Source organism: Synechococcus sp. C9, from assembly GCF_022984075.1.
Lineage (GTDB): Bacteria > Cyanobacteriota > Cyanobacteriia > Gloeomargaritales > Gloeomargaritaceae > Gloeomargarita.
Genome location: NZ_JALAAD010000001.1, coordinates 322,241 through 347,499, shown reverse-complemented (window position 1 = coordinate 347,499; position 25,259 = coordinate 322,241). Strand labels below are relative to the sequence as shown.

The following is a 25,259-nucleotide window of genomic DNA, read 5'->3' as shown; positions in this document are numbered from 1 at the left end:
TTGACCGGGAGTTCCTGGGTGGAATTAACTGGCGAGTGAGTCATCCGATAGCTGGTGGGTCGTCGCCATTTCTCCCTCTCTGGGGCAAGATATGGGCAACCTGACCGCAAATTCCGTGCGCTTGTTTTCACTGGTTAAACGAATTGTACCACCCAGACGTTCGACCAATTTTTTCACCAATGCTAAGCCCAAACCCGTACCCCCATATTGCCAGGGGTCATGGGTGGGAATGCGGTAAAAATTATCAAACACCCGTTCCTGTTCGGCGGGGGGAATGTCCACGCCCGTATTGATCACCCGGAAACAGCAAAAACGTTCCGATTCCCGCTCAATCGCAAGGGTAATGGTTTCCCCCGCAGGCGTGTACTTACAGGCATTGTGTAAAAGTTCTTGCAAAATTCGTTCTAAAGAGTGCTGATGGGTATATAGTGGGCAAAATTCCGTTGGTAATTGCACAGTAAATCCTTGGTTTTGGGTTTGGGTGCGCTCCTCAATCGGGGGTAGAATTTTATCTAAAACTTCCCGCACATCCACCTGGGTCAATTCTAATGTCAATTCATCCGCATTTAACCGGGCTAAATCCAATAAGTCATTGATCAGATTGGTTTCCCGTTCAGTTGAACTTTTAAGTATATCTAAATACCGGGAAATCCCCAGTTCAGTATCCGCTAAAATGCCACTTTTTTGTAATTTCAATTCCAGCATTTTTAGCCCCATTTTGATATTGTGCATGGGGGAGCGCAATTCGTGGGAGACAGTGCTGAGAAATTCATCTTTGAGTTTGTTTAGTTTCTGTAATTCGACCACCTGTGCCTGTGCTGCCTGATACAACTCTGACTGACGCAGGGCAATCGCTAAATGCAAGCCAATGTGCTGTAAAAAATCTATTTCATCCATTTGCCAAATCCGAGAACCACTGTTTTGATAAGCGGCTAATAGACCCCAGAGTTTATTCTCCAAAAAGACTGGTGTAATCACAAAAGCCCGGGCTTGAAATTTTTCTAATACTTCAATATGACAAGGGGTAAAACCTGATTGATAAATGTCATTGCTCACGAGAATATAGTGCTGTTGGAACCGCCCACCCTGGGTTTCTTCCAAACAATGATCGGATAGGGTAGATAAAGGTTCAGTCACGACCGACACCCAACCCGGTGCCACCGATTCCGCTACAAAATAGCCGCTCCAATCCGGGTTGAATTTGTAAAGCACTACCCGGTCACATCCCAAGTTTTGGCGGGCTGAATCCAGCACCACCTTCAGCATTTGTTCAATACTCACAGCCTGGTGAATCGTTTCAATAATCAAGCGCAATGAACCCTCTTTTTGGGCTTGCTTTTGCAAAATTAAGGTGCGGTCATGGATGCGTTGTTCTAGTTCTTGATTCAATTTTTGCAGTGCCAATTGGGCTTCCTTCTTAGAGGTAATATCTAAAAATACCGAATCCCAAATCGTGCTACCATCTGCCTGCCGTTCCGGTTGCCCATAAATGCGTAACCATTTGAGCTGACCTTGGGGTGTGCGAATACGAAATTCCGTCTCAATAATGGATAAATTCTGTGCAGATTGTTGCGTTAACTGTTTTAGAGAAAGCAAATCTTCAGGGACAACTAAACCCCATAATTTTGGTATATTTTGTATCGCTTCCTCAGCGGTCACGCCATAGACTTTTTCACAACCAGCACTTACATAGAGCAAGGCTTCACGTCCGTCCGGGCAAAGCTGATAACGCAACACGGCGACCGGTAGATTGCTCAAAACGTTATCTAAGAGTTGCTGTTTTTCCGCTAGAGCTAATTCTGTGTTTTTTAACTCGGTAATATCTGTTGCTACCCCCAACACTTGTTTTGGTAATCCCTGCTTATCCCGGCTCAAAACCCGATCCTGACTGAGCATCCACCGCCATTCCCCCGATTTAGTACGTACCCGATAGGTAACTTCAAACCCTTCTTTGTCTCTGATCCCAGCTAAATTTTCGTGTAACGCTTGCACCTTGGGCAAGTCCTCTGGGTGAATAATGTTAGGAAGCAACTGATTCCCCATCGCTTGGATTTCTGTAACCGAGTAGCCAAGCAAGAATTCAATTTCGTTATTCACAAAAACATTCCGTTGTTCCACCAAATCATAAACGTAAATGATAGCTTGAGTAGCTACGAGAATCCGATGGAGAAATTCCGCTTGTTGTGCCAGTTGTAGCTCAGTATTTTTCTTCTCTGTAATATCCAATAAAATCCCATCCCAGTAGGGTTCACCTTCGCTCTGCTGGCGCATTTGGGAGCGTCCTTGTAGCCATTTCAGCTTGCCTGAAGGCGTGATTATCCGCCATTCACAAAACCAACTGCCCTGGTTCGCAACCGCTGTTTGAATTGAAGACAATAATAAATCTAAATCCTCTGGGTGGGTACACCTCATCCACGTTTCCCTCGGATTAGCCTTGATTTCCTCGACAGTGAATTCAAAGATGTCCTCAGCACCACTACTTAAATAGCTAAAGGCATCGGGATGTTCAGGGGTCGCTGGATGGTAACGATAGACCATGCCTGGGATATTTCCTAGCAGGGTACTGAATCGTTCTTGGCTTTCCCGCAATTCCCGTTCCGTTTGCCGTAAAAGCGTAATATCTCGTCCAATGGATTGAATGCTTAATAAGTGCCCTGCATCATCAAAAATTCCCAAGTTTAACCACTCCACTTCCAAAATTTGTCCCTGTTTACCCCGCACAGGATTGATATAGGAGAAAATGGGATTTTTGGGGGTTAATTGGCGAATATGTTGCTCTAAAATCTGCAAATCTTCAGGGTTCAGCACCACCTGCTCCCATTTCATCCCTACCAACTCGGCTGACTCTAAGGAATAGCCTAGCGCTTCATACAAACATCGGTTAGCAAAGGTAATCGTTTGATCTGGTAAAGAATAAGCCAGAAAATCAGTTTGATACTCGACGATCTGCCGATATTTTTGTTCATTTTTGGTGAGTAGGGACTGGAGTGTTTTCTCTTCGGTAATGTCAGTAAATATCGCAATAAAACCAACGGTCATGCCATCGGGATTGTTAAGAGCTACCGATTGTTCCCGCAGGTAAATGACAGAACCATTTTGGCGTTTGAGCCGGTATTCTTCTTTCTGGTAGAGCGGGGGTTGAGTCCTTCTCAGCCATGACTGGATCACCCGTCCCCGATCCTCTGGATGAAGTACTGTTATCCACCCCCTTCCTAATAATTCATGGGGCGGCATTTGCAACAATTGTTCCACCAGATATTCATTGACATAAATGAAATCCCCCGCCGGGTTTCTCAGTGCTACACCGATGGGCAAAACATCGAGTAAAAAATGATAGGGTTCATCCGCCAACGTCGTTTGGTGAAAACCGGGCTTTACCGTTGCCGCATATTCCCATCCGGTGGCGGCGATGACCAAACCCAAATGGGCAGTGAACAATTTCCCTTGAGCAGTGATAGATTCCGCCGGTGGTACCAGCCAATGAGCCACCAACCAACCCCATTTTTGTTGGTGAACCATGACTGGGCAAAACCAAGTTTCCCCATTCGTATTTGCACGTTTTTCCACCTGCCACGTATCCGGTAATTGCCCAGGGTGAAACGTTTCCCCACTGCTCAGTACCAACTGTTCATTGCGGTAGAGCGCCAGATGCTGTACGCCCCACCCCTGTTGCAATTGTCCCAGAGTGTCTTGCAGTACATCTGCTACCACATCCCCCGCTTGGAGGCGGCGAGTCATTTCCGTCAACAGTGCATAAAATTCCCTACAATCCACAAGCACTTCACCCATCCCAGATGTTTCTGATCTTACAGTACTTTACAGATGTCTGCAAAATATTTACATTTGTTTATAAAATTGATATTCACACAATTAGGATGTTATTCCGCTAGGATATTGGTATTATTTAGGGACACAGGTTGCGCTCCTAGTCTGGTGTAACCGAAAGTACAATTTTCTTGACAATTGTCAACAACCCCAGGAGTGTTCTCAATAGTGAGAAATTACTCCTATGAATCTATGAATAGGTTGCACTCTATAGGTTGGCAAAACTTTGATTTCAGACTATAGCAATCCTAAATGAAAATGGAATAGGGGTCGCAGGGGCACCACCCCCGTCCTTCGTTATAGGGAATCTCTGTTCATTAATCAAGTAGGATTGCTATAGGATGCGGGAAAACCTACTTTTTGACACAACCCATCGGAATTTGTTAACTTAAATAAAATTTAGGGAACGTTAATCATGGAGGCACTCATCCCGATTGGGCGGGGCAAACTAGCACGGCGAGCCTACGGTATTGACGAAATCGCCCTTGTTCCGGGGTCAGGCACCCTCGACCCAGCCTTGGCAGACACCACTTGGTCCATAGGTGGCATTGTACGGGAAATTCCCATCATTGCCAGTGCGATGGACGGGGTGGTGGATGGGAATGTGGCGGTGCGGTTGACGGAGTTGGGGGCGATGGGGGTGCTGAATTTGGAGGGGTTACAAACCCGTTATGAATCCCCGACCCCCATTCTGGAGCGGATTACCCAGGTGGGCAATGAGGAATTTGTGGGGCTGATGCAGGAGTTGTACCAGGAGCCGATCAAGCCGGAATTGGTCACCGCCCGGATTCAGGAAATCAAGCAACGGGGGGGCATTGCCGCGGTGAGCAGTACGCCGGGGCGGGCAACCACCTTGGCACCCTTGGCGGCGCAGGCGGGGGCGGATTTGTTTTTCGTGCAGGCGACGGTGGTCTCCACAGCCCATTTGGCTCTGCCGGGGGTGGACTCTCTGGATTTGCACCGGTTTTGCCAGGAGTTACCCATGCCCGTGGTGCTGGGCAACTGTGTCACCTACGAAGTGGCTCTGAACCTGATGAAGGCGGGGGCGGCGGCGGTGTTGGTGGGGATTGGTCCAGGGGCAGCCTGTACGTCCCGGGGGGTGTTGGGGGTGGGGGTTCCCCAGGCGACGGCGGTGGCGGACTGTGCGGCGGCTCGGGAGGATTACCACGCTCAAACCGGTCGCTACGTCCCGGTGATTGCCGATGGGGGGCTGGTCACGGGCGGGGATATTTGTAAAGCGATTGCCTGCGGGGCGGACGGGGTGATGATCGGTTCCCCCTTGGCACGGGCGCAGGAGGCTCCCGGTCGGGGCTACCATTGGGGCATGGCGACCCCTAGCCCGGTTCTCCCCCGGGGCACTCGGATTCGGGTGGGCACCACCGGCACCTTGGCGCAAATTCTGCGGGGACCAGCCCTCCTGGATGACGGTACCCACAACCTGCTAGGGGCGTTGAAAAACAGCATGGCAACGGTGGGTGCGAAAAACCTGCGGGAAATGCAACAGACGGAGGTGGTCATTGCCCCATCCCTGTTGACAGAAGGTAAGGTCTATCAACGGGCACAGAAACTGGGTATGGGCAAATAACCGTAGTTCATTATCAGTACAAATGCTGTTCACTCCGCTCTGAACCTGTGGCTTCAATGTACTGAGGTGACTGGGTTGGCACCGATCCTTAAGAAATACTGACAGGGGAGTGGTTGCGTCTGAAGAAATTTGTATATAATGATGGAGTGCGGAGACGCAAGTTTCCGTTCACTCCTCACACCACACTCTGGCCTAAGCTGGTGCTTAGGTCTTTTTTTGTCCATTTTGGGTCTGGGGGTACCTTGGGGGGAAACCGGTAACGCCAAATTTTTATGATAGGATCAAAAATGCGGATTTCAAAATCATTCAGAGGATGGATGCTTATGTCAGATGCAGCCCCGGTCACGGATGCAACCTTTGAGCAGGAGGTAATTCACAGCCCGATTCCGGTGCTGGTTGACTTTTGGGCACCCTGGTGCGGGCCATGTCGTATGGTAGCGCCCGTGGTGGATGAAGTGGCGAAGGAATTTGAGGGTCGGGTGAAAGTGCTGAAACTCAACACCGACGACAATCCCAAAACCGCCAACGAATATGGCATTCGCAGTATCCCGACTCTGATGATTTTCAAAGGCGGTCAGAAAGTGGACGTGGTGATGGGGGCAGTGCCCAAAACCACCCTGGTCAAAGCGTTACAACAGCATTTATCGGCATAAAGGAGTACGGTTCACTATGGCACGGCGTTGTCAATTGACCGGCAAGCGGGCGAATAATGCCTTTGCTGTTTCCCACTCCCACCGGCGCACCAAGCGGCTCCAGGAGGTGAATTTGCAGTGGAAGCGGGTTTGGTGGCCAGAGCGGCAACGCTGGGTACGGCTACGGCTTTCCACCCAGGCGATTCGCACCCTCCAGCGGCGGGGCTTGCAGGCGATGGCCCAGTCAGCGGGGATTGACCTGAATCAACTGTGACCCCCCCCTTTCGCATCGGTAACGGGTACGATATTCACCGCCTGGTGCCGGAACGACCTTTGATCCTGGGGGGTGTTAATATTCCCCATACCCTAGGTTTGCTGGGACATAGTGATGCGGATGTCTTGACCCATGCGGTGATGGATGCCCTGTTGGGGGCGTTGGGTTTAGGGGATATTGGGCATTACTTTCCCCCGGATGACCCGCAGTGGGCGGGGGCAGATAGTGTGATGTTATTGACCCAGGTACGGCGGTGGGTGGCAGAGCAGGGCTGGCAGGTGGCGAATGTGGACACGGTGGTGGTGGCGGAGCGACCCAAGCTCAAACCCCACATCCCGGCGATGCAGGCACGGCTAGCAGAGGCGTTGGGGGTAGCACCGGCGCAGGTAGGGGTGAAGGCCACCACGAATGAGCGGTTAGGGCCGGTGGGACGGGAGGAAGGAATTGCCGCCCATGCGGTGGCTTTATTAGTTCCTATCAGGAGTTGACGGATTGGGGAAAGTTGATTAAGCTTGGAAGCGTCAAACCATTGGTTTATCGCAGGTCACAGCCTTAATTAGAAAGCGAGTGCTACGATTAAGCCAGGGGGATGGGTGGAAAATTCTTAACTTTTTGTTGAGGCGCATGGTATGAATAAGGAAGAGTTAGTCACTGAAGTTGCCTCGAAAGCGGGAACCACGAAAAAAGTGGCAGAATCGGTTTTAGATGCTACCCTCGAAGCGATCATTGAATCCGTGGCGGAAGGGCAAAAGGTGACGCTGGTGGGGTTTGGCTCCTTTGAGGCTCGCAAACGGCAGGCTCGGGAAGGCCGCAACCCCGGCACGGGCGACCCACTCCACATTCCCGCCAAGACGGTACCGACGTTTTCCGCAGGCAAATTATTTCGGGAAAAGGTGGCCGACGGGGGTAGCAACGCCCAGGGGTAAAGCCCCGCTTGGTTACAGGGCATTCCACAGCTTGGGCAACTCGGTCAGGGGGGTGTGGTACCAGGCCTTTAGCTCCGCCAATTCCCCCTCCACCGATTGGGTCTCCGGCCAATCCGGGTGACTATAGCCCAGTTCCCTCAGCCCGGCAATCCATACCTGGGGGCTGACCCAATGCTGTTGTCCCAGAGCCAGGAGGTTCCAGGGGTGGAGGCTAGGCTGACGTAGGGTCTCCCACACCCAGCAGTGTACCTGTGCCACCGTCGGCAGGGGGGGGATGTGGGCATGGACGTTATGAACATAGAGAATGTTGGGTTGTGCCACCGCCACCAACCAGCGCAGATAAATGGGGGCCGGGGGTAAGCTCCAGAGAATCAACGCCCCATAGGTGCCCCGGGGACGGTCATAATCCAGATGGGGGTGATGCGGCAATTCGGGCCGTTGATAGCCATACAAAAGTAGTTTTTTATCCGTATTTTGGCATAACAACTGTTCCAGGTTCTCCAAGGGCACGCACCGGGGCGTATGGGCATGGGCAGGCGCAGGTTTGATTTCCAGTTGCGGGATAGGGTAACGCACCCCCAGGAGTTGTAATTCCAGGGTCGTTTGTCCCTGAAATTCGTTGGGGCGGAGGGTGTAGGCCATGTCCACCCATTCCGGTAGGGGCACATGGGGCGCCCAATTCCAGGCCAAAACTTTTTTCTCCCCCGTCCCATCCGTCACCGTCAATTTGGCGTGATTTTTCTCCTTGCCCATCACCTGTTGCTCCACCACCCGCACCCGCTGGCTCCAGAATTGGGGGGCTGGGTTCGCCATCCCGTAGGGTTGCAACCGTTGCAGTTCGTCATACAACGTCAGGGTCAGTTCCCCCAACTGCGCCTGGGCGTGCAATTCCACCAAGGGGCGGAGATGATGGGGTTGCAAACACTGGCGACCAAAGCTCTGGAGCCGTTCCCGCCACTGGGAAAAATGCGCCGCCGACAGCGTAAATCCCCCCGCCGCCCGATGCCCCCCATACCGTTCCAAAAATTCTCCGCTGGCGTGCAAGGCTTCATACACATGAAACTCAGGAATCCCCCGGGCGGAACCCCGAATCACCGTCTGCGCCTCATTTTCATACGTCCCCAAAAACACCGGCACCCCGTACCGCTCCACCAACCGGGAGGCGACAATCCCGATCACCCCGTGATGCCAACCGGGCTGCACCAACACCAGCACCGGCTCCTGGGAAAAATCCGGGGGCTGCTGCTCGCAAATGCTAATGGCTTCCTGCTCAATTTGGCTACACAATTGCCGCCGCCGCAGATTCGTCGCCTCACATTCCTCTGCCCGTTGGAGCGCGAGGGTTTCATCCTCGGTGGTAAACAATTCGATCACCACCTGGGGGTCGCCAATCCGCCCCACCGCATTGATCCGCGGTCCTATCTGAAACCCCACATGGTCCGGGTTTAATTCCTCCGCCGTCCCCAACCCCGCCACCTGGATCAACGTGCGTACCCCCAACAGCCGGGAACGGGTCAACAACCGCAAGCCCTGCTGTACCCAGCGGCGGTTTACTCCGGTCAAGGGGGCAATATCCGCAATCGTCCCCAGCGTACACAGCTCCAACAACGGCTCGGTCAAATCCTCCCCATAGCCCAAACGTTCTGCCACCCCCAACCCCAGCAAATAGGCCACCCCCACCCCCGCCAAACTGCTGTAGGGGGAATCCGCCGGGATCAACCGGGGGTTCAAAATCGCATGGGCCGGGGGCAACTCCGGCGACGGCTCGTGGTGGTCGGTCACAATCACCGTCATCCCCAACTCCCGGGCGAGGGCAATCGGGGCATGGGCGGCAATGCCGTTATCTACCGTAATAATAATATCAATACCTTGTTCATAAAATTCTTGGACAATCCGTTCGTTAATTCCATATCCTTCCCGCATCCGACTGGGAATGGCATAATCCGCCTGTGCCCCCACCCCCCGCAGTAACCGCAGTAATAACGATGTACTGGTCATCCCGTCCGCATCATAATCCCCGCAGATGGCAATGTTTTGCTGTCGTTTCGCCGCCTCTGCCAAAATATCTACAGCTACGGGCAAATCCGTAAAATCCGGGAATGGGGGGGGAAGCGGTTCCTGGTGGGGGTCAAAAAAACGCTGAATTTCTGCCGCCGTCTGCAACCCCCGGTCAAACAAAATCTGTACAGTCAAGGGGGATAAACCCAGTTCCTGCGCCAATTTCACTCGCTCAGGGTAGGTCGGACTGACCAACCATCGTTGTACCGGCCACGTCATCCCAGCGCACCTCAGGACTGTACCTGCACTTTACCACGATGCAGTTCGATACTAATCTGCCCCGTAAAATCGGGAATGGGGGGAGCCACCTTGGTCACCCGCAAGGTCACCGCCTGCACCAAAGGAAATGCCAAAACCTGTTGGGTCAGCACCTGCGCCAGCCGTTCCAGGAGTAAAAACCGCTCGGTTCTAATCGTATTTTTAATTTGGTCAATCACCCCCCGATAATCCAAAGTATCCCGTATGTCATCCGTTTGACCCGCCTTTTCCAGGCACAATTCCAAACGCACATCCACCGCAAACCATTGTCCCAGGGTGCGTTCCTCCGGTAACAAACCCGTATATCCATAAGCACGGATATTATTTAATACAATCGTGTCCAGCATTGGATGATCACGAAAGGATTAAAACCATCATGTATAGCAATTTTACTTGATCAATGCACAAAAATTGCGACTCCTATTCAATTCTATAGCAATCCTAAATGAGAATCGAAGAGGGGGTCGCAGGGGCACCGCCCCCGTCTTTGGTTCTGAAAAATTTTTGTATGCCTACGGCACGCAAGCTAATGCAAATCAAGTAGGATTGCTATAGTTATGAGTGCTATAGAATCATCTTAAAAATGGTCTTTGCGTTGGCGTAATTGGGTAAATGTTGCCACAGGTGATCGTGTCCCCATCACCTGTTGAATCCTCGGTTGATCCCAGCGCAAAAAAGGGTTAATGTCGCACTCTAAACCTATCGTACTGGGAATGGTGGCTCTTCCTTCCCGGCGTAACTGTTGTACCTGCTGGGCATAAGTTCTCAGGGCTATATTCTCCGGTTCAATGGTCAGGGCAAACCGTAAATTATTTTCCGTATATTCATGGGCGCACCATATCCGAGTATCGGCGGGTAACGAGCGAATTTGCTCCAGGGAATTAAGCATTTGGGCAGGGGTGCCTTCAAACAAACGACCACATCCCCCCGAAAATAATGTATCCCCAATAAAAAGTTCCCCTGGCTCTTGTACTGTGGGTAAAAAATAGTAAGCAATGTGGGCGCGGGTATGCCCAGGCACAAAATAAATTCTGGCAGTTCTATCCGCAAAATTTATCTGATCTCCTGCTTCTAAAAATACATTTTGTCCTGGAATCCGACCCCGATCCTGCGCCCCTCCATAAACCGTTAAATTGGGGAAATAATGCAATAAATCCTGATTGGCACCCACGTGATCCCCGTGATGATGGGTATTCAAAATAGCGGTTAATTCTAATCGTTGCGTGCGTAAAAAATCTAAAACCGGTGCGGGTTCCGCTGGGTCAACCACCGCCGCCTGTCCCCCCATTTCATCCCAGAGGACAAAAATGTAATTATCCCGCAGAGCCGGTAGCCGTTCAATCCGCATCTCTCGCCAAGGCGTGTTGCAAGTGTTACCTTGGTTAAGTATATCACGGTGTTACACTCATTTCAGAATTATGGAATTATTCAAGAATATCTCCCGCAGGAGTACGGAAAAAGACATCGAACAAAAGCTCATTATTCCCCTCTTAAAGTCCTGGGGGTATCAGGAATCCGATTGGCAACGGGAAGTGTGGCTTGGTCGGAAACGAGCGGATTTTATCCTATGTTTACCAAACCAGACCCCATTCCAAATTCCCTATCTGGTGATTGAAGTTAAAGCACCTCGATGCCAGCTCAACAATCAAGTTTGGCAATTACATGATTATTTACGGCACAGCCAAGCCTTGTTTGGTTTACTCACCAACGGTTTGGAATTTCAGTTGTTTTATCAAAATCATCAAGAAATCATCTCCCTATGCCGATACAATCAACAGGAATTTGCCGATAACCTCCAGCGGTTGCGTATCGTTCTCGGTCGTCCCACCAGCATACAAGTCAGTCAGTATCTCCAAAAAACTCGTATTGCATTTCACCAACAGGTTATGATGAATTTGTACAAATTTTTTCCCGCCAGTGCCCTGACTCCTCCTAATCCCATGACAGCTAATGCCCCTAGCCCGACCGCCCCAACCTCAGCTATTATCACTACCGTATTTAACAACAAAGGTGGGGTAGGCAAAACCACGACCACCATTAATATGGCTGCCGCCCTCAGCCATTTAGGCAAACGGGTTTTACTCATTGATATTGACCCGCAGGCAAACTTAACGACGGGTTTGGGCATTGACCCGTTATTAGATGTGGAACAACAAGACAAAAAAGACATTACGCACCTGTTGACTGAAAATAGTGTGAACGTTGCGGATACGATTATTTCTAAGCGTTGGAATAAAATTGTTTTAGATATTGTACCTTCCCATATTCGTTTGAGTGACATGGAAGCCACTCTAATACAGATCATTGATGTTGACCGGGTTCTGGCAAAAAAATTGAGTAAAATTCGTGCGAATTATGATTACATTTTTATTGACCCGCCCCCATCCTTTGGCAAAGTCAATACTATTTCTTTGATGGCTTCGGATAATGTTTTAATTCCGACCCAATTGGCACCTTATCCGATTCGAGCCTTAGAGTATGTCATGAATCGGATTATGGCTATTCGTGCGGCACGGGATGGACAATTAAACGTTTTAGGTTTGGCGGTCAGTATGTACAATCGTTCCGCTACCAAACAAGCCTACGAAATGCTTCAGGAAATGAATCGCATCTTAAATCATCATCCCCTGGGTGCGATGGTGCCAGTCTTTCCTGAAAATACTTGGATACCCCAGCGCAACATTGTCGCCAATACCCCAGGGAAAGGTTATCCTTTGGCTTGGGCAGAGTATGATAGTAACCTCAGTACAAGTGAGAAAGAAGCGGCTCTGGATGCGTTTAATGCCTATTTAGAATTGGCAAAGTATGTGATTCAACTGACAACCCCATAAGACTACTCCTGGAAACCATTATGAATTACTCCGAGGCTGAACGTCAAAAAATTATCGAATACTTGAAAGTTAAACCCATTCATCATGGGCAACTGGATATATCGCAGATTTATGTGCCCGAAAAACAAGTGATTCCGCCACCAGATGGATATGTGGAAATCATCAATCATTTTCAGGCTAATTTACATCCGATTGTTGTCCGGCGGACGGATCAATATGGGGAAGACCAGGAGTATGAGTTAATCTATGGCGGGGATTGGTATCAAGCGGCTAAACGAGCAGGTCTGAAAAAAATCTGGGTTTGGGTATTCGACCTAACTAATGAACAAATTACCCAGATTGAGCAATTGCTGAATACAACTGCTCAGCCCCAGGAACTTTCATCTGAATCTATCGTTCACTTATCTGCTCAAGAAATACGCATTATTCTTACGGAAATTATTGACCAAAAGTTAAGAATATTCTCCCAAGAGTTAGACGAGAAACTCCGATTTACAGTACATAATTTCGAGAACCAAATCAACAAAATCCTCGACCGTTTGCCGCCCCCGCCCCCGCCACCACCGCCCAAGAAAAACATCCATGAAGTTACATTAGCAGAGTTAAAACAACATCCTAAACCTATCACTAAACCCAATGCCGAAGCTATTTTTAATTTCCTCCAAAATCATTCCCCTATTCAGAGTTTCCAAGAGTTTCTCTCAATCAAAAACATAGGTCCAGCAACGGTGAAATATCTAGCAGAACATTACACGATTTAACCTTTGGGGCCACTGCGGGCTTGGGCAAAAACCTGCCGAGCGTACAACGTGGATTTAGGAAAGCGGGTCGGGATTCCCGGCAGGCTGACTGCGGAGATAGTGCAAAAAATCCAGCAATTCCTGGTCATTCAAATCCTGACGACTGTTCCGGCCATAGGTGCGCCGCAGATACTCCCGCCCCTGGGTATTGCTCCACCCCAACCGCTTCATCTCCGCCGTCGTCTGTGCCAAAACGTCCAACATATCCAGCTTGGGGGCGGGGGTTTCGACCGTTGCTGGGGCAGGGGTCACGGTGGTCACCGCCTGGGTTTCAATCGTGGCTGGGGGCGGTGGTTTCCCTTCCGTGGGGGGTAAAACGGGACGGTTGGGTTCCTTAACTGGGGGTGGGGTCAGCCCCAAGGCCACCAATGCCCGCTCCCGGGCCCGGTCTTCTGCGGCTTCAATCGTCGTTCCCCCCCCCAGCCCCGTTGCCAAAGTCACCCCGCCCGCTTGCACCGTCACCCGCACCAGGTACTGCCCCTCATGGATTTGGAGCAATTCACTGGTCAGGCATCCCAAGGGATACCGCTGGCGAAATTCCCCCAACACCGCCGTAATTCGGGTTAACTTTGGCCGGTGATTTTGCCGATGAACTCGCTAAACTCCTGCACCACCGCCCGCCGGGATTCCGCCATCACCAGATAGCGCGCGGCGAACCACAGCCCCAAAATTTCCAACACCGCCGGTAGGAAGGGAATGGCATTGATGATCCCCAACACCCCCGATACCAAAACCAGCACCAGCACCGCCAGGGAAATCAACACCACCCCACTGATGGTCTTGCGTTGCTCCGCAAAAAACGCCTGCACCTTGTCCCAGGTCGGCCCCAAAAAACTGAGGGAATCCGCCAACGTTTGCCGTAATGAGTCCACCAACGAGCCAGCCTTGTCCGCAGGGGCTGCCGCTGGTTCCGCACTCGGTTCAACACTGGGAGCCGTTTCCTGAACCTCCGGGGTCTGCATTTCAGATTCCATCAAACCTACCTCATGAAACACTGTTTGATGCGACTTTACCCCTGGAGCGACCGTTCCGGCAAGCCCTGGTTCGGTGACAATTCCGAAAGCACTTCCCCATTTAACGGAACATACTGCTCACGGAACTGTCCTCATGCACCCGCCAAATCGCCTCCCCAATCACATTCGCCACCGAGAGGATTTTCAGCTGGGGGAAATGCTTGACCGGCGGCACGGGAATCGTGTTGGTGACCACCACCTCCGTAAACACGCTCTCAGCCAAAATCTCCGGTGCCCGCCCCGACAGTACCGCATGGGTGGCACAGGCATACACGGATTGCGCCCCCTGTTCCATGAGTAAGCGCGCCCCCTCCGTCATTGTCCCCCCCGTATCAATCATGTCGTCCACCAGGATCGCCGTTTTCCCCGCCACATCCCCGATGATGTTCAACACCTCCGCCACATTATGCCCCTGGCGCCGTTTGTCAATGATGGCTAAAGGCGCATCGTTCAGTTTTTTGGCAAATGCCCGTGCCCGGGCCACCCCTCCCACATCGGGAGAAACCACCACAAAATCCCGCAGTCCCTTACTGACAATGTATTGCTGAAGCACATTGCTGGCATACACATGGTCAAAGGGAATATCAAAATAGGCTTGAATCTGGGCCACGTGCAAATCCATCGCCAAAATCCGGCTAGCCCCCGCCCCGGTAATCAAATTCGCCACCAACTTAGCGGTAATCGCCTCCCGTCCCGCCGTTTTCCGATCCGCCCGGGCGTAGCCATAGTAGGGAATCACCGCCGTAATCTGCCGTGCCGAAGCCCGCCGACAGGCATCAATCATGATCAGCAATTCCATCAGGTGGTCATTCACCGGATGGCAGGTGGGTTGCAGGAGGTACACATCACAGCCCCGCACCGACTCCTGAATTTGCACATACAGTTCCCCATCCGAGAACCGCTTGCGGACAATCGGCCCCAAATCCACCCCCAGATAGCGGGCAATTTCCTCCGCCAGGGGCACATTGGCCGACCCAGCCAACAGCCGTAACCGACTGTGGTCATTGGTCACCGGCAGGGGTGACGGGAGGGGATGGGGGGTTTGTAACACGGCTAGGGACTGGAAATGCTATCTGACATCCTACCATTTCCCCCTGGCAGTGGCAGGGCAAAACCTGGCGCTACCGCCGGGGCCGCCGCCGTTTCAGAAAATCAGGAATATCAATCTCCGGGGGTGGCTCCTCCGGTTTGGGCTTCACCTCCGGGCTGGGGGTGGGCGGGGGTACCGGGGACACGGAACGCAAGGGGGGGGTACGGGGCAAGGGGCCGGTGCTGGGCAGGGCCGGTTGGAACCCCGTGGCAATCACCGTAATCCGCACTTCCCCCTGCAAACGGTCATCCAAGACCGCCCCAAAGATAATATTCGCATCCGGGTCAACCACGTTGTAAATGGTTTCCGCCGCCGTATTTACCTCATGCAGGCTCAGGTCGTTCCCCCCGGTGATATTGAACAGCACCCCCTTGGCGCCCTGGATGGAGGATTCCAGCAGGGGGGAAGCAATCGCCATATTGGCCGCCTCCGCCGCCCGTCCCTTCCCGGAACCGGTGCCAATCCCCATCAAGGCTGACCCGGCATCCGCCATAATCGCCTTCACGTCGGCAAAATCCACATTCACCAACCCCGGAATGGTGATAATATCGGAAATCCCCTGTACCCCTTGGCGCAAAATATCATCCGCCACCCGGAAGGCTTCCTGCACCGGGGTAGATTCTCCAATGGCGGTCAACAGGCGGTCGTTGGGAATGACGATCAAGGTATCCACCCGGCTCTGGAGCATATTGATCCCCTCCTCCGCCTGGGCCGCCCGCCGTTTGCCCTCAAAGGTAAAGGGACGGGTGACAATCGCCACGGTCAACGCCCCCAACTCCTTCGCCACCTCCGCCACAATCGGTGCCGCCCCCGTACCCGTGCCCCCTCCCATCCCAGCGGTGATAAACACTAAATCCGACTGATCCAGGGCGGCCATAATTTCTTCCCGGGACTCTTCGGCGGCCTTTTGCCCAATGGCAGGATTGCCCCCCGCTCCCAGACCCCGGGTGAGCTTTTGGCCGATCTGGAGCCGCTTGGTATTGACCACATGGTTGAGGGCTTGGGCATCCGTATTCACCATCCAAAACTCGATCCCCCCCAGACTGCCCGCCACCATGCGACTGACCGCATTCCCCCCGCCGCCACCGACCCCGATGACTTTAATCCGAGCCAAACTCCCAGGAACAATCTCGTTGCTATAACTCACAGCGTCAACCTGATGATAAATTTGCCCAGGCGTAGGGTTCCCGTCGGCTCCCGCCGCAGGGGAAGCCAAGATTTCAGCCTCAAAGTCCGGCACATCACACTCACTATATAGACATTATCGGTTATGGACATTATCTGCCAATGAACCCAACGCTGCTCCAGGCAACCGGAACAATTTTATCCCTAACATATTAAGGGGTAACTTGTAAAAAAGAAACCATCTGTGGCACAATTTTGCTCCCCCTCCGTCCACCCGTATTGTACCCCCTTTGCCCCCTGGTTCTATGGACATTCGTGAATCCCTGGGGATGGCCACCCGCACCCTGGCCGCCAACCGGTTACGCAGTTTCCTGACCGTGCTGGGAATTGTCATCGGCAATGCCGCCGTGATTGGGATGGTGGGGCTAGGCCAGGCCGCCCAACGCTATACCCAGGGGCAATTTGCCTCCTTGGGAACCAATGTTTTATTTGTGGTGCCGGGGCGGGAGGATGCCCGACGGCGGGGAATTCAACCCCCCGCTACCCTCACCTGGGAGGATGCCCAGGCCATTGCCACCCAAGTCCCAGCGGCCCGGTGGGTTGCCGCCCAGATCAGTGACAGTTTTTTGGCCAGCTACGGCAGTCGCACCACCCGCACCAATGTCACGGGCACGGAGGCGGATTTTTTCCGGGTGCAGAGTTTTGACCTGGCGGGGGGGCGGTTTTTTAACGAACTGGATGTGCAGCGGCACAGCCGGGTGGTGGTGCTGGGGAGCGATTTGGCGGTAAAATTATTTGGCGACCGTTCCCCCCTGGGCAACCGGATACGCCTGAATAATCTCAGTTTTGCCGTGATTGGGGTGCTGGAACCCAAGGGGGCATTTCTGGGCAGTAACCGGGATGATGCGGCCTACATTCCCCTGACCACCATGGCGAATCAACTCACGGGCCGCCGTTCCCCCTATGGATTGACCGTGGGGTTTATTTCCGTCTCGGCGCGGGATGAGGCGAGTGTGAGTGCCGCCCAGTTTCAGATGACGAATTTATTACGCCGTCGGCACAAGATTACCGATGAGGATGATTTTTATATCCGCACCCAAAAAGAAGCGGTGGCAATTGCGGGGAATGTCACCGGGGTCTTGACGATTGTGCTGGCGGCAACGGCGGGCATTTCCCTGCTGGTGGGGGGGATTGGGATCATGAATATCATGCTGGTTTCCGTGACCGAACGTACCCAGGAAATTGGGTTACGCAAGGCGATTGGGGCGACGGAACGGGATATTTTGCAACAGTTTTTGCTGGAGGCAATTGTGCTGGCGATGGCTGGGGGGGTGTTGGGTACGGCGGTGGGAACGGCGGGGGTGGTCACCATTGCCCTGGTCACGCCCCTATCTGCCCAGGTATCCTGGGGAGCAGTGGCGCTGGCGGTGGGGGTATCGGGAACGATTGGACTGGTGTTTGGGGTGGCACCGGCACAACGAGCCGCCCGATTAGACCCGATTGTCGCCTTGCGAACCGCATAAGGGAGCATGGGGCAGTGGGGAATTTAATCCAGTTCGAGCGGGTCAGCAAAACCTATGGACAGGGGGATAACCTCGTCCACGCCCTGCGGGAAGTGTCCCTGACCATCCAAAGCGGGGAATACTGCGCCATCATGGGAACTTCCGGCTCCGGCAAGTCCACAGCGATGAATATCATTGGCTGTTTAGACCGTCCTACCGCCGGGGATTATTACTTCCAGGGGGAGAATGTGGCAGGTTGTACCTCTGCCCAGTTGGCGCACATCCGTAACCGGCAGATTGGGTTTGTGTTTCAGCAGTTCCATCTCCTGCCCCAACTCACCGCCCTGGAGAATGTGACCCTGCCCCTGGTGTATGCGGGGGTACCGCCCCGGGAACGGCAACGGCGGGCGCGCCTGGCTCTGGAACAGGTGGGGCTGGGACATCGCTTGGAGAATAAACCTACCCAACTCTCCGGCGGGCAACAACAACGGGTGGCGATTGCCCGGGCGATGGTCAATCAACCGGCTTTACTCCTGGCGGACGAACCCACCGGGGCTTTGGATTCCCGCACCAGCCATGAGGTGATGGAATTATTCGCCCAACTGCACCAGGCAGGGGTAACGATTGTGATGGTGACCCACGAACCAGACATTGCTCGCAGGGCGGAACGGATCATCTGGTTCCGGGATGGGCAGGTGCTTCAGGATCATTTGCGCCCGGAAGATGTCCAGCACGCCATCATGACAATGTAAATATAAAATTAGTATCAAATGTTAGAACCAAATGAATTATTTTGGACAAATGACTCTATAATGGAAGACATCTGTCGTTTTAAGGTCAAGGGATGAATGCCACCGATAGCAGAACCCTGGAAATTCTGGGGTTGGAGGTACCCAATGAGTTAACATCAGTGAGACAGGCGATTCAGTCGGGATTTCCCCCGGAAGTTTTACCTCGGATCGTGAACTATTTGAAGTTGAAATCGGCGATGGTGCCGAAATTGGTGGGAATTTCTGAGCGTACCTTGACCCGGAAGCGGCATCATCAAACCCGTCTTGATCCAATTAGCTCTGACCGGATTTATCGCCTTGCCCGGATTGTGGCGCAAGCAGAAGCGGTTTTTGAAAATCGAGAAACGGCGCAAGCCTGGCTCAAACGTCCCAATCCCGCTTTGGGGGGAGGGATTCCTTTAGATTTTCTGGATACGGATGCCGGTACACTTGACGTGAGCAATCTGTTGGGGAGGATTGAACATGGGGTCTTGAGTTGATGCAGATTTGGCGCATTACCAAAACAAAATATGCCACCAGCGCATTTACGGGTGAAGGAGCAAGACAATTTGGGGGACGGTGGAATAGCCAAGGAATTGCCGTTGTTTATGGTTCTAGTAGTTTGTCACTTGCCGCTTTAGAAATGTTTGTTCACATGGAAATTTCTGATGCCAATTATTTATCACTAGTGGCAATTTCTGCTACCATTCCTGAGACGGTAGAAAAAACAGAAATTACTGCAACAATGCTCCCTGATAATTGGCGAAGTTTTCCAGCCCCCAGTAGCCTTGCCCGTTTGGGTGACAATTGGGTTAGGTCAAATGCCACAGTGGCGCTGATTGTTCCTTCCGTGATTATTCCCCAAGAAAAAAATATTCTACTTAATCCCAATCATCCTGATTTTTCGCAAATTCAAGTCCATGAAGCACAACCGTTTTCTTTTGATTCGAGAATGTGGAAATGAAAACCCCACCCCACCTATACATTGCCATCAGTGGACACGGACTAGGGCACGTCACCCGCACCCTCGCAGTGATTCAGGAATTGCTGGCGCTTCAGCCCCATCTACAATTAACCCTGGCGACTGAAGTACCCCCAACGGTTTTGCAACGTTATTTGGACAAACCATTTGCTCATCGCCCGGTGCAATTGGATGTGGGGGTGGTGCAACAGGATAGCTTGATCCAGGATGTCCAGGCAACCCGCTCAGCTTTAGAAATCTTAGCCCAACAAAGCGAAATGCGGGTGCAACAGGAAGCGGACTATATGCAAAAAACGGGGGTGAATTTAATTTTTGCCGACATTCCGGCGCTAGCGGGTTTGATTGCCCAAAAAGCCGGGATTCCCTGCTGGATGGCGAGTAATTTTGGCTGGGATTTTATCTACCGCAGTTGGGGGGATGATTTTAGGGACTTAGCCGACCAATATGCCCAAGGGTATCGTTATTGTCAGCGGTTATTTCGTCTGCCTTTTTGTGAAGAAATGTCCACATTTCCCAGTAAAATAGATGTGGGTTTAACCGGACAAAATCCCCGTTTTCCAGTGGAGATAATTCGCCACAAATTAGAGATTTCTACCCCGCTGGAACGCACGGTTTTATTGGCATTTGGCGGTTACGGTGTGCAGGGGGTTCCCTACCAGGATTTCGACCAATTTCCCGATTGGTGTTTCCTCAGTTTTGACCCCCAAGCCCCCCCGTTACCCAACCTGCGCCGGTGTCTGGACAGCCCCTATCGTCCTGCGGATGTGATGCCCTTGTGTGGCAAAGTGGTGACCAAACCCGGTTACAGCACCTACTCGGAAGCCTATCGCTTGGGCATACCCATCTATTCCCTGGAACGGCGGGGTTTTGCGGAAGCGGATTTATTGCTGAAGGGGTTGGCAAAGTACTGCTACCATCGGGTGATCCCCGTCGCCGATTTTTACAGCCATCCCTGGGAATTTTTGCGCTGGGAACCCTTGCCCCCCCAAGCCCCAGAGCGGTTGGCAACCGATGGGAATTCCCGGATTGCCCAGGCGTTGTCCACTGCCCTTGGCTCCTGAAGGAACCCCCTGACCCGGAAAAAAGTCTTTACAATTATTAAAGATATGAAAAATTCCCTACCCCGCCAGGATGCCTATGGCTCCCATCAGTTTTGTTGGTAAAACCGTTAAGGTCGTTCCCCGGTGGTTGGTCATCGCTGGGGTGGCGGTCTTGATCCTTTTCGGAGCCGGGCTGTGGGTGCGGGGGAACCGCCAACGCAATCAACCGGATATAAGTACTTTGACTGTACCTGCGACCCCCCGGAATTTAACGGTGCGGATACCGGCGAGCGGCAGGGTGGAGCCACAGCAACGGGTGAATCTCAGCCCGAAGGTGTCTGGGCAGTTGGTGGCGTTGAATGTGGAGCAGGGACAGCGGGTGACCCGGGGGCAGGTGATTGCCCGCATGGATGACCGGGAATTGCAAGCCCGTCGGCAACAAACCCTCGCCAATTTAGCCCAGGCGGAAGCCCGACTGCTGGAGTTGGAGCGGGGGAATCGTCCCGAGGAAATTGCCCAGGTGCGGGCGCAGGTGGCGGCGGCTCAGTCCCGTTATGAATTGGCACGGCAACGGCGGCAACGGAATCAGGAACTTTTTGCCCAGGGAGCGATTGCCCAGGACACCCTGGATGCGGCAATTACGGAAGAGGCGACGGCGGAAGCCACCTTAAAGGAGACCCAACGCCGGTTGGATTTATTGCAAGCGGGGACACGGGTGGAAGCGATTGCCCAGGCACGGGCACAGGTAGCCGCCGCCCAAGCCCAACTGCGTACCATCAATGTACAGATTAGTGATACGGTGATTCGGGCACCCTTTGACGGGATCATTACCCAGAGGTATGCGTCCGTGGGCGCATTTGTCACCCCCAGCAGTTTCACTTCCGCCACGTCTTCGGCGACTTCGAGTTCGATTGTGGCATTAGCCAGCGACCTGGAAATTATTGCCCGGGTGGCGGAGACGGACATCAGCCAGATTCGCCCTGGGCAGACGGTGGAAATTCAGGCGGATGCCTATCCAGGGGAAACCTTTCGGGGGCGGGTGGCGTTGATTGCGCCGGAAGCGGTGGTGGAACAAAATGTCACCTTTTTTGAGGTGCGGGTACAACTGGTCACGGGGCAGAATCGCCTGCGGTCGGGGATGAATGTGGATGTGGTCTTTATCGGCGAACAGTTGCCCCAAGCCCTGACGATTCCCACCGCTTCAGTGGTGACGGAACGGGGCAAAACCGGGGTGCTGGTACCCAATGCCCAAGGCAAACCCCAGTTTCAGCCGGTGGTTTTGGGGGTAACGCTGAATGAATACACCCAGGTCTTGCAGGGCTTAAAAGCCGGGGAACGGGTATTTATTGACTTGCCCAAGGGGACGGTGCCGGAGAATTAGCCAGGATTTTTAGGCACACTTGGGGAACGAATGTTCATAAAAATCTGGGGACAATACCCAGGCAAAGGCAGTTCCCTATAGAGAGTTTGTTATACTAACATTGTACAGTAAAAGTGATATTTTCCCTACCCCAACAAAGCCATCGCCCGCTGAGCAATGCGCTCCCCACTCAACCCGTTGTACTCCATCAATACCCCCGGCGTAGCCGTCGTTTCCCCCCGTTGCCAGCCCAGCATCTCCCGCCGTGCCACCTGGGAACGCAACATCAAAGGTTCCAGGGTACTCACCGGTCCCCCCGTAATCCCCAACAGCGCATCCCCGCTAAAGAATTGCGCAAACGTCCCATCCTCCATAAAATCCCCGTCCGGCTGTGCACAACGTGACCACGCCACATCCTGGGGACGACACAGCCGCCGTAAATTCACCATACTGACAATGCGTGTACCAATCCCCTGGGATTTTAATTGCTCTACCGCCGCAAACACCGGCAACAGCACCATATCCCCCACCACCGCCAACACCACCAGCCGTTCCCCAGGCGTTTCCTGTAATACAATCGCCCCCTGTTCCACCCCCGCCTGTGCCTGTTCCCACGTCGTCCGCACCGGCAAGGGCGTTTTGCTGGCAAAAATGGCAATCCCCTTATTGAACGTCCGCACCGCCCACAGATACGCCGCCTGGGCACAATTGGCATCCGGCGGAAACAGGGGATAAACATTGCCGTTGTGCATCAACGCCATGTAGTACGCCTCAATCTCCGGGCGTTGGTGCGTCCACCCGTTGCGCCCCTGTTCCAAAGCCCCCGCCGTAAACAAGGCAATCGTCGAGGGGGTCGGTCGCCGCAATTCCGCCATCGCCTGGGTCACGGTCTGCCAGATGGGAAGTCCATTAATCGCAAAGGATTCGTAAGAACACCACAGGGAACGCCCCCCCAACAGACACAACGCCGCCGCCAACCCCGCACAGGCATCCTCGCTCAAGGGTTCATACACCTGTCCCTGGGGCGATTGGTTGTACAACGTATCTACAGTGGGGTGAATGATTTTCAAGCCCTGGTTAATATTGCCAATCCCGGAAGCCTCGTTGCCATCCGCATTCGTAACCAAAAACTTGGGGTCGCTTTGCCCTAATTGCACCACCAGATGCCCCACCGCCGTTGTCGCTACCTGCTTGTCCCCCAGGGGAAATTCCTGCTGGGTAAATTGGGGTAAGGCTGGCAACGCCCGCACCGATTCCGTAACCGCTACTTGTGAAGCTGAACCGCCCCCCGCCCGTTGGAAATTCTCCCGCACCAATGTCCAAGCCTCCGGGGGTAATGCCCGCTGTTGCAACGCCTGGATAATGTCAGGATTTTGTAAGGTATGTTGGGCATAAAGATTATGGGATTTGGCACCCCGGGCGTGTACCCCTGCCCCCTTCAATTGTTTGATGATAAAAACGGTTAAATTCCCACTCAAGGCACTTTGCGCCGCCCGGTCTAGCCCGGTGAGTACCGCCTCGGTAAATTTCAGCCGTTGCTCCAAGCTAAATAAAGTACTGTCAACGTAGTCCCCAGGTTGCCCCTGGTCGTCAAAGGCTTTGGCATCCACCAAAATTACTTCCGCAAACCCGCTGGCACGCCAAAACCGTTCCATCCGTTCATTGTCCAGCGTTGCCACCATACTGTGATGCTCTTGGCTGTACCCATTCCAGACCAGCACCGGCAGGAAATTGGTCACCTGGGGAAATGCCGTATGGAAATGTTGAAAACTGCTCATCACATAGGGTTCCCCCAACCCCCCATCCCCAATCGTCACCGGGAACAAAACCCCAGGATGGAGATAAGCCCCAGCCATTGCAAAGTGCTGACCTTGTCCTAAGGGACCCGCAGGGGACAACACCCCCGGAATCGCTCCCGACAGATGCCCCAGTAATCCATGCAGTTCCCGAAATTTCTCCCGCATTTGGGCAACCGTAGTAATCCCCATCGCTTCCAGGGAACCATCCAAAAACAGTAGGCTGTAAAACCCCGGCGCATGATGCCCGACCTCGGTGGGGATATTTTTGTAGCCCAGCATGACCAACGCCGCCATCGCTTCAGCACAACTGGCAAAGCCCCCCGGATGTCCTGAAGCCTTACTGGCTGTGGTTTGCACCACCAAATAGCGCAGGGCATCCGCCGCCACCAGGGTTTGATACACCGCTTTAGGGTCATGGGGGTCATCAATCCGCCCAGTTTTGGGGTTGACAACCGCCTCACTGGCATACTCCGACCACAGGTGCCAGGGGGAACCGAAATAATCAATGCCCTGACAAAAGGCGGGGGAAACGGTCATGGCGCACCTACGGCGAGGAAATTAGGGAATTACTGAGCATTGTAATATCGTTTGTCCGGGCTGGGGAGGTTTTGGTTGCCGGGGCGCACTTTTTGATAGCCTGATAGATGGGCTGTGTTGGGAGCAAAACGATGACCATTTTATTTCAGGCGTTGGTGTTGGCGTTGGTGGTATTGTCCTTTGTGTTGGTTGTGGGCGTGCCGGTGGTGCTGGCGACCCCTGGGGAATGGCAACGGTATCAACGGGTAATTTACCTGGGTGCCGGGGTTTGGACATTGTTAGTCATTGCGGTCGGCTTAATGGATGTATTGTTTATCTAATGACAGTCTTTGAAGGTGCCTTTACCGATGTCGAGGGGTTGCGCCTGGGCATTGTCATTGGTCGGTTCAATGACCTGATTGTGGGCAAGCTGTTGGACGGGTGTCAGGATGCCCTCAAACGGCATGGGGTGAATGTGGATACCCAGGTGGATTATTTTTGGGTGCCGGGGAGTTTTGAAATTCCCGTGGTGGTGCATCAATTGGCGCAAACCCAACGCTATGATGCCCTGATTTGCTTGGGAGCGGTGATTCGGGGGGATACGCCCCACTTTGACTATGTCGCCGCCGAAGTTGCCAAAGGGATTGCCGCCACTGGGTTTCAGACCGGCGTGCCCGTCGTGTTTGGCATTCTCACCACGGATAATTTGCAACAGGCGATTGAGCGGGCGGGGGTGAAAAGCAACAAGGGCTGGGAATATGCCATGAATGCCCTGGAAATGGCGAGTTTAATGCGCCAAGTGCGGTCTTTGCGTTCCCCCTATGCCCCGTCCCTGCCACGGGTGGCGGATTTGCCCGAATCCCGTGCTTGACA

Annotated in this window: 24 protein-coding genes; 15 read left to right on the top strand and 9 right to left on the bottom strand. The window is 53.1% G+C overall.

Going from position 1 to position 25,259, the window contains the following annotated elements; translation table 11 throughout:
- Positions 1–24 precede the first annotated feature (24 nt).
- A complete protein-coding gene (locus MLD66_RS01750; protein ID WP_247215225.1) occupies positions 25–3,738 on the bottom strand; it encodes a PAS domain-containing protein in 3,714 nt (1,237 codons plus the stop codon).
- Between the two features lie 502 nt (positions 3,739–4,240).
- Between MLD66_RS01750 and MLD66_RS01745 the strand changes: the two genes are divergently transcribed.
- The 5 genes from MLD66_RS01745 (at position 4,241) to MLD66_RS01725 (ending at position 7,242) form a co-directional block, all read left to right on the top strand.
- The gene (locus tag MLD66_RS01745; RefSeq protein WP_247215224.1) at positions 4,241–5,410 is read left to right on the top strand and encodes a GuaB3 family IMP dehydrogenase-related protein; all 1,170 of its coding nucleotides are present in this window, start codon (positions 4,241–4,243) and stop codon (positions 5,408–5,410) included.
- A gap of 323 nt (positions 5,411–5,733) precedes the next feature.
- Positions 5,734–6,063 carry a thioredoxin gene (gene trxA, locus MLD66_RS01740; RefSeq protein ID WP_247215223.1) on the top strand — a complete coding sequence of 110 codons (330 nt, stop codon included), beginning with the start codon at positions 5,734–5,736 and terminating at the stop codon, positions 6,061–6,063.
- Between the two features lie 16 nt (positions 6,064–6,079).
- Complete coding sequence (gene rpmB / locus MLD66_RS01735) at positions 6,080–6,316, top strand: 50S ribosomal protein L28 (protein ID WP_247215222.1); 237 nt, start codon at positions 6,080–6,082, stop codon at positions 6,314–6,316.
- On the top strand, positions 6,313–6,804 hold the full coding sequence (ispF, locus tag MLD66_RS01730) for a 2-C-methyl-D-erythritol 2,4-cyclodiphosphate synthase (protein ID WP_247215221.1): 492 nt from the start codon (positions 6,313–6,315) through the stop codon (positions 6,802–6,804). The genes rpmB and ispF overlap by 4 nt, the downstream gene beginning before the upstream one ends.
- A gap of 141 nt (positions 6,805–6,945) precedes the next feature.
- Positions 6,946–7,242 (top strand): HU family DNA-binding protein, encoded by a 297-nt coding sequence (locus MLD66_RS01725; RefSeq protein ID WP_247215220.1) that lies wholly within the window; start codon positions 6,946–6,948, stop codon positions 7,240–7,242.
- Positions 7,243–7,254: 12 nt separating this feature from the next.
- On the opposite strand, the gene recJ is transcribed toward MLD66_RS01725, so the two are convergent.
- The 3 genes from recJ to gloB all read right to left on the bottom strand — a co-directional run bounded on the left by recJ (position 7,255) and on the right by gloB (position 10,906).
- Entirely contained in the window at positions 7,255–9,519 is a 2,265-nt protein-coding gene (gene recJ / locus MLD66_RS01720) for a single-stranded-DNA-specific exonuclease RecJ (RefSeq protein ID WP_247215219.1), read from the bottom strand.
- Positions 9,520–9,530: 11 nt separating this feature from the next.
- On the bottom strand, positions 9,531–9,905 hold the full coding sequence (gene folB / locus MLD66_RS01715; protein ID WP_247215218.1) for a dihydroneopterin aldolase: 375 nt from the start codon (positions 9,903–9,905) through the stop codon (positions 9,531–9,533).
- A 230-nt stretch (positions 9,906–10,135) separates the two neighbouring features.
- Positions 10,136–10,906, bottom strand: a complete 771-nt coding sequence (gene gloB / locus MLD66_RS01710) for a hydroxyacylglutathione hydrolase (RefSeq protein WP_247215217.1) — start codon at positions 10,904–10,906, stop codon at positions 10,136–10,138.
- Positions 10,907–10,976: 70 nt separating this feature from the next.
- Here gloB and MLD66_RS01705 point away from each other — a divergent pair, with 70 nt between their 5' ends.
- Entirely contained in the window at positions 10,977–12,389 is a 1,413-nt protein-coding gene (locus tag MLD66_RS01705) for an AAA family ATPase (RefSeq protein ID WP_247215216.1), read from the top strand.
- Positions 12,390–12,409: 20 nt separating this feature from the next.
- Entirely contained in the window at positions 12,410–13,150 is a 741-nt protein-coding gene (locus MLD66_RS01700) for a ParB/RepB/Spo0J family partition protein (protein ID WP_247215215.1), read from the top strand.
- Positions 13,151–13,204: 54 nt separating this feature from the next.
- Here the strand turns inward: MLD66_RS01700 and MLD66_RS01695 are convergent, their stop codons facing one another.
- The 4 genes from MLD66_RS01695 to ftsZ all read right to left on the bottom strand — a co-directional run bounded on the left by MLD66_RS01695 (position 13,205) and on the right by ftsZ (position 16,460).
- Positions 13,205–13,738, bottom strand: a complete 534-nt coding sequence (locus tag MLD66_RS01695; RefSeq protein ID WP_247215214.1) for a hypothetical protein — start codon at positions 13,736–13,738, stop codon at positions 13,205–13,207.
- 14 nt (positions 13,739–13,752) lie between these two features.
- The gene (locus MLD66_RS01690) at positions 13,753–14,163 is read right to left on the bottom strand and encodes a CAAD domain-containing protein (RefSeq protein ID WP_247215213.1); all 411 of its coding nucleotides are present in this window, start codon (positions 14,161–14,163) and stop codon (positions 13,753–13,755) included.
- A 100-nt stretch (positions 14,164–14,263) separates the two neighbouring features.
- On the bottom strand, positions 14,264–15,253 hold the full coding sequence (locus tag MLD66_RS01685) for a ribose-phosphate pyrophosphokinase (RefSeq protein ID WP_247215212.1): 990 nt from the start codon (positions 15,251–15,253) through the stop codon (positions 14,264–14,266).
- A gap of 70 nt (positions 15,254–15,323) precedes the next feature.
- A complete protein-coding gene (gene ftsZ, locus MLD66_RS01680; protein ID WP_339397023.1) occupies positions 15,324–16,460 on the bottom strand; it encodes a cell division protein FtsZ in 1,137 nt (378 codons plus the stop codon).
- A 262-nt stretch (positions 16,461–16,722) separates the two neighbouring features.
- On the opposite strand from ftsZ, the gene MLD66_RS01675 reads away from it, so the two are divergent.
- From MLD66_RS01675 to MLD66_RS01650, 6 genes are all read left to right on the top strand, one after another.
- A complete protein-coding gene (locus MLD66_RS01675) occupies positions 16,723–17,940 on the top strand; it encodes an ABC transporter permease (protein WP_247215211.1) in 1,218 nt (405 codons plus the stop codon).
- 14 nt (positions 17,941–17,954) lie between these two features.
- A complete protein-coding gene (locus MLD66_RS01670) occupies positions 17,955–18,671 on the top strand; it encodes an ABC transporter ATP-binding protein (RefSeq protein WP_247215210.1) in 717 nt (238 codons plus the stop codon).
- A 92-nt stretch (positions 18,672–18,763) separates the two neighbouring features.
- Positions 18,764–19,189, top strand: coding sequence for an antitoxin Xre/MbcA/ParS toxin-binding domain-containing protein (locus MLD66_RS01665; protein ID WP_247215209.1), 426 nt, complete (start codon positions 18,764–18,766; stop codon positions 19,187–19,189).
- The gene (locus MLD66_RS01660; protein WP_247215208.1) at positions 19,189–19,653 is read left to right on the top strand and encodes an RES family NAD+ phosphorylase; all 465 of its coding nucleotides are present in this window, start codon (positions 19,189–19,191) and stop codon (positions 19,651–19,653) included. The genes MLD66_RS01665 and MLD66_RS01660 overlap by 1 nt, the downstream gene beginning before the upstream one ends.
- Positions 19,650–20,732, top strand: a complete 1,083-nt coding sequence (locus MLD66_RS01655; RefSeq protein WP_247215207.1) for a glycosyl transferase — start codon at positions 19,650–19,652, stop codon at positions 20,730–20,732. The genes MLD66_RS01660 and MLD66_RS01655 overlap by 4 nt, the downstream gene beginning before the upstream one ends.
- Before the next feature lie 76 nt (positions 20,733–20,808).
- Positions 20,809–22,092, top strand: a complete 1,284-nt coding sequence (locus MLD66_RS01650; RefSeq protein WP_247215206.1) for an efflux RND transporter periplasmic adaptor subunit — start codon at positions 20,809–20,811, stop codon at positions 22,090–22,092.
- 125 nt (positions 22,093–22,217) lie between these two features.
- Here the strand turns inward: MLD66_RS01650 and MLD66_RS01645 are convergent, their stop codons facing one another.
- Positions 22,218–24,407: a phosphoketolase gene (locus tag MLD66_RS01645; protein ID WP_247215205.1), complete on the bottom strand. Its 2,190-nt coding sequence runs from the start codon at positions 24,405–24,407 to the stop codon at positions 22,218–22,220.
- A 131-nt stretch (positions 24,408–24,538) separates the two neighbouring features.
- Here MLD66_RS01645 and psbZ point away from each other — a divergent pair, with 131 nt between their 5' ends.
- Positions 24,539–24,727 (top strand): photosystem II reaction center protein PsbZ, encoded by a 189-nt coding sequence (gene psbZ / locus MLD66_RS01640; protein ID WP_247215204.1) that lies wholly within the window; start codon positions 24,539–24,541, stop codon positions 24,725–24,727.
- Positions 24,727–25,257, top strand: a complete 531-nt coding sequence (gene ribH / locus MLD66_RS01635) for a 6,7-dimethyl-8-ribityllumazine synthase (protein WP_247215203.1) — start codon at positions 24,727–24,729, stop codon at positions 25,255–25,257. The genes psbZ and ribH overlap by 1 nt, the downstream gene beginning before the upstream one ends.
- Positions 25,258–25,259: the final 2 nt, after the last annotated feature.